The organism is Streptomyces europaeiscabiei (assembly GCF_001550375.1).
Taxonomy (GTDB): Bacteria; Actinomycetota; Actinomycetes; order Streptomycetales; family Streptomycetaceae; genus Streptomyces; species Streptomyces europaeiscabiei.
Window position 1 is genome coordinate 1 of the sequence record NZ_LRTR01000706.1, and the last position, 4,854, is coordinate 4,854.

Here is a 4,854-nt window from a genome sequence, read left to right on the forward strand (position 1 = left end):
ACTGGTCCCGCGCGCGCCCGAGTGGCCCGCGGGGGCGGTGGCCCGGTGGTCGTACGCCGCCTCCGGTCCCACCGTTTCGGCGGCCGTGGCCGCGCGTACGACCGCGACCGCCTCCCTCAGCGCCTCCGGGTCCCCGGCGTAGTGACACTCGGTCAGGGCTCCCGCCAGCAGGCAGGCCCGCTTGGAGTGTTCCTCGTCGCCCCCGGCAGTGCGGTCCAGCGCCTCGCGTGCCGCGGCCACGGCCTCTCGCGCGAGGCGCGGATCGCCGGTTTCGCCGTAGCGATAGCGCAGGACCTGGGCGAGTTCGGCGTACTCGTCGGCCACGTCGAGCCCGTGCTCCTCGCACTGCGTCACGGCCTCGCGGGCCGCCGCCTCGCCGCGTGCGAGTGTCTCGGCCTCGCCGTCGTGCTCGTATCGCAGCCGATGGGCCTGGGCCAGGTGCAGCCGCGAACCGCCGCCCGCTGCGAGCGAGTCCTCGACCATCACGACGACCTCCTCGAACAGCTCTGGGTCGTCGAGGTCCGACCCCGCCCGCAGCAGCAGTAAGGCCATCGACGACAGAACCATGATCCGGGGCAGCGGGTCGTCCGGGGCTCGCTCCGCCGCTCGTCGCGCGGTGCGGACGGCCTTCCGCAGCAGCCCGGCGTCACCCGTCATCGCATACAACTCGACCTGTGCTTCGGCGAGTTGAGCAAGGATCAGCGCCTCGTCCGGTTCCGCGTCGACCAGGGCCCGGCGCAGCGCCTCTACCGACCGCACCCCCGCGGCCGCACCCCCTCCGCGCCGGGCCGACTCCGCGTGCAGGGCGGCGATCCCCTCCAGCAGCGCCACCCGATCCTCCCGCCCGGCGTACCCGAGGGCTGCCTCCAGACGGCCGACGGCCCGGTCCGTACGGCGCGGAAAGCGGCCGTCCACGGTCGTCCGGCGGGCGCGCCACCGTGCCAGAGCGAGCTGCAGACGGCGGTACGGCGACGGCTTCACAGGAGTCGGCGGCCCCGCCTCAGTGCTGCTCGTCGTCGCCGCCGGCTTCGCCCGCCGCGCCCTCGCCCGGCTCGGCGATGATGTGCACCAGGGCGGTCACCCGCTCCTGCAGGGGCTCCGGCGGCGGCACGTCGGCCGGGTCGGCGATGCGCTCCACCCGGTTCGGGCTGAGGACTTCGAGCCGTGCGACGGCGACGCCGAGAGCGACCCCGTCCCCGGTGTCGTACGCGGCCGCGAGCGCCTCGACTGCGGCGGCGGGACGCGACCAGGCGGCCGGCGGAAGCCGCCAGGTGGGAACGTCGTCGAGCAACTCGCGGGCTCTGGCGAGCAACGCCGCGTCCATGCCTGCCGCGGGTGAACCCGCCCTAGACTGCATGGACTCAACTGTAGCGAGAACGCCGGGAGCGGCGGCGCGAGGCGGGGGTGTACCGGCACGTGTCCGAGAGAGAAGTGACGGAGCAGGAGGTCGCCGTCCACGTCTTCGTCCCGCTGGACGGCAAGCGCGCCGCGGAGGGAGTGGCCTCCCTTCGGGCGATGTGGGGGCGCTTCCTTGAACTACAGGGCGCTGACACAGAGTTGTACGCCAAGCTGCCGGTCCGGATGCCGCAGGCCCTGCGCGTCCCGCCCGTGCACGGCTCGGTCGTGGTGGCGGGCGTGCAGTCCGCCGACCGGCTCGACCAGGCGGTCCTGCGTCGGCACCGGAAGATCCTCAATCTGTCGGTGCTGCTCGGCGCCGGTCCGGACCGGGAGTGGTCCGGGTTGCGCAAGCGGCTGGAGAGCATCACGGGGCCGCTCGGAGCGTGCCATCTGGGCGCGGTGACACTGGAATTGGGAAAGCTGCCGGAGCAAACACCTGGGGACGTCGACCTGTCGGAGCCGGAGGGCGGCGACGAGTGGCAGCAGCGGCGGCTGTTGCGCGTACTCGGGCGAGTCGGCGCGGACGCGCAGCTGGGCGCCTGCGTCTGGTCGGAGAACCGCCGCCCGGAGATGCCGCACTTCGTCCGTTATCTGATGCACATGACGGCGATCCGCCACCAGCAGCGAACGCATCGCTGGCTGTCCGACGCCAGGGACGCGGGGACGACGGGACCACTCGCCGTGGTCCGGCCCGACGGCCGCATGGACCGGGAGCTGTCCTCGACGGCCGAGGCCCACTACATCCGGGACTCGGTGGACGGCAGCTGGGAGAACGCGCAGCGGGCTCTGGAGGCTTCGGGCCTCGACGGCGGGGCCGTGGCGGAGGCCGACCGGCGATCCGCCTCGTCGTTCCTCTGGTGGCTGAACCGCATGCTCACCCTGCTGGAGCGCGCCGGGATCGGCGATCCTCTGCCGGGCCCCCGGCGGGAGCCGGGCCGGCCGGTGCGGGTGCTGGTCGTCGCCGACGAGTGGTATCCGGCGCACGGTGGCCTGAGCACGTTCAACAGCAGACTGTGCGTCGCCCTCGCCCGGTTGAAGGCGGACGTCCGTGTCCTGGTCGAGGCCTCGACCCCGCAGGAGCGTGCGGACGCGGCGAAGGACGGGGTGCTGTTGATCGACACCGCTCAGGAGGGGCTCAGCAGGGACGCCGCGCTGTCGGTGCCACCGGTGTTCACCGACGGGTTCGTGCCCGACCTCGTCCTCGGGCACGGCAGGGTCACAGGACCGCCTGCCAAGGTGCTGGTCGAGCGCTATTTCAAGAACGCCGGGCGACTGCACTTCCTGCACGTCGAACCGGAGCAGGCCGAGGCCAACAAACCGCACGCGGAAGGGGACCTGGCAGCTCGCGCCGAGGACCGCACGGATACGGAACTCCGGCTCTGCCGGGGCGCGCTGCACCCGATGCCGGTCGGCCCCCGGCTGGAGCGTGCCCTGTGGCCCCATCTGCGTACACCCGAGTACCGGGACCTGGCCGAACCAGTACGCATCGACCCGGGCTTCGACGGCGGGATACCGGTGATTCCGCCTCGGCCTGGGGAGATTCCGCAGATCCTGCTGCTGGCCCGACTGGACGACGCCCCTCTGAAGGGGCTGGACATCGCCGCCCGGGCGCTCGGACGGGCGGGCTCGAAAACGGCGGGGGCCGGTTCGTGGCATCTGCACGTACGGGGGGTGCCCGACGGCAAGTCCGCGGCGTTGAAGGCTCAGGTGGAGAAGTGGGTCGCCAACCCCGCCACCACCGTGGACGTCATTCCCCGCCGCTACTCCGCCGACCCCCGGCGGATCAGGAACGACCTCGCACGGGCCAGTCTGGTCCTGATGCCTTCCCGGGCGGAGGCCTTCGGCCTGGCCGGCGCCGAGGCGATCGCCTCCGGAGTGCCCGTGCTGGTCAGTGGACGCAGCGGGCTCGGCATGCTGCTGCGCGCTCAGGGGTTGCCGGTCGCGGACCGGGCCGTGGTGGACGTGGGGGGCACACCGGGCAGCCGCAAGGCCGACGTCCGGATCTGGCGGGAGGCCATCCAAGCCGTCATGCGCAACCCGGAGGCCGCCTTCCGCGACGCCGCGGAACTCCGCGAAAAGATGGCCGCCCGCTACACCTGGACAATGGCAGCCGAGGCCGTCCTCGGCTGCATCGGCCCTCACGAAACCGACTGATCCGGGTCCACCTCCGGAGCCACCGGCCCCGACCCCGGCTTCGACGTCTCCCGACCCGCAACCAGCCCCCCACGTGCCCTGTTGGACGTGGAAGGCCGGGTTCGGGTGCGGGGGCGGCGCTCAGTGGGTCTGCACGGCTGTCGTCCTCCTGCGGCCGGCCGAGGGCCGATATCCCCTCGGCGTGGAAACCGCAGGCAAACACGCGGACCCGTCCGGCCGCCCGCGGTTCTGGAACACTCTGGAAACACCTGGATCCGCGCGGTGCGGGCCCGTGAACGTCCCCGTGGAGGAACGGTGGTGAACGAGGTCCGGCCGTCCGGCAAGGACGGAAAGGCGCTGGGCCGGCGGTTGGCGGTCGAACTGACCCGCGCTGTCGTCCAGGCCGAGAAACGGTTCGGCAGAACACTGGACCGTCGAGAACTCGCCAGACGTCTCAACGTCTCCGCCAGCAGCCTGTACGCCTACCTCAACGGCACCACCCTGCCCGGCAGCGGAGTCCTCGACGCGCTCCTCGCCGCGCTGGACGTCCCCGGACCCGAGGCCGGCCGGCTCGCCACCCTGCGGGACGAGGCCGACGCCGCCCGGCGACTGCGCCTCACCGCCGCCCGTACCTACGCCCACCACCCCTCCGCCACTCTCACCGTCCCTCGGCAACTCCCCCTGAGCCATTCCGTGTTCGTCGGCCGGGAAGCCGAACTCGTCCGGCTGGAGGCGCTACAGGGCTCGTCCGACGACCTCACCGCGGGCAGAGCCGTCGTCGCCGTCGTCGAGGGCACCGCGGGCGTCGGCAAGACCGCGCTCGCCCTGCACTGGGCGCACCGGGCGCAGGCCCGCTTCCCGGACGGCCAGCTCTACGTCAACCTGCGGGGCTACGGCGACGAGGCGCTCATGGACCCCGGCGAGGCCCTGCACGGCTTCCTCCAGGCCCTCGGCGTCACCCCCACCGCTGTCCCGGCCGACACCGCCGTGGCCTCCGGACTGCTGCGCACCCTGCTGGCCGGCCGCCGGATGCTGCTGGTCCTGGACAACGCCCGCTCCACCGACCAGGTACGGCCGCTGCTGCCCACCGACCCCGGTTCCGTCGCCGTCGTCACCAGTCGCAACCGCCTCGACGGCCTGGTCGTACGCGAAGGCGCCCACCGCATCGCCCTCGACGTGCTGCCCCGCTACGCCGCCCGCACCCTCCTGGAGCGGCAGATGGGCGCCGAGCGGCTCGCCCTGGAGCCGCGCGAGGCCGACGAACTGGTCGATCTGTGCGCCCGGTTGCCGCTCGCGCTGAGCGTGGCCGCCGCCCGCGCCGCC

Annotated in this window: 4 protein-coding genes; 2 read left to right on the top strand and 2 right to left on the bottom strand. The window is 73.2% G+C overall.

The features are described from left to right. Together AWZ10_RS35045 and AWZ10_RS35050 are read right to left on the bottom strand one after the other, a co-directional pair. Positions 1 to 981: hypothetical protein (locus AWZ10_RS35045; protein WP_425264525.1), on the bottom strand; the 981-nt coding region annotated here is incomplete at its 3' end. Positions 982 to 1,000: 19 nt separating this feature from the next. Beyond that, positions 1,001 to 1,357, bottom strand: coding sequence for a CATRA system-associated protein (locus tag AWZ10_RS35050; protein ID WP_159058465.1), 357 nt, complete (start codon positions 1,355 to 1,357; stop codon positions 1,001 to 1,003). Between the two features lie 59 nt (positions 1,358 to 1,416). Between AWZ10_RS35050 and AWZ10_RS35055 the strand changes: the two genes are divergently transcribed. Together AWZ10_RS35055 and AWZ10_RS55305 are read left to right on the top strand one after the other, a co-directional pair. Continuing rightward, positions 1,417 to 3,552, top strand: a complete 2,136-nt coding sequence (locus AWZ10_RS35055; RefSeq protein WP_159058466.1) for a CATRA conflict system CASPASE/TPR repeat-associated protein — start codon at positions 1,417 to 1,419, stop codon at positions 3,550 to 3,552. 297 nt (positions 3,553 to 3,849) lie between these two features. After that, the coding region (locus tag AWZ10_RS55305) for a helix-turn-helix domain-containing protein (protein WP_159058467.1) at positions 3,850 to 4,854 on the top strand (1,005 nt) is incomplete at its 3' end.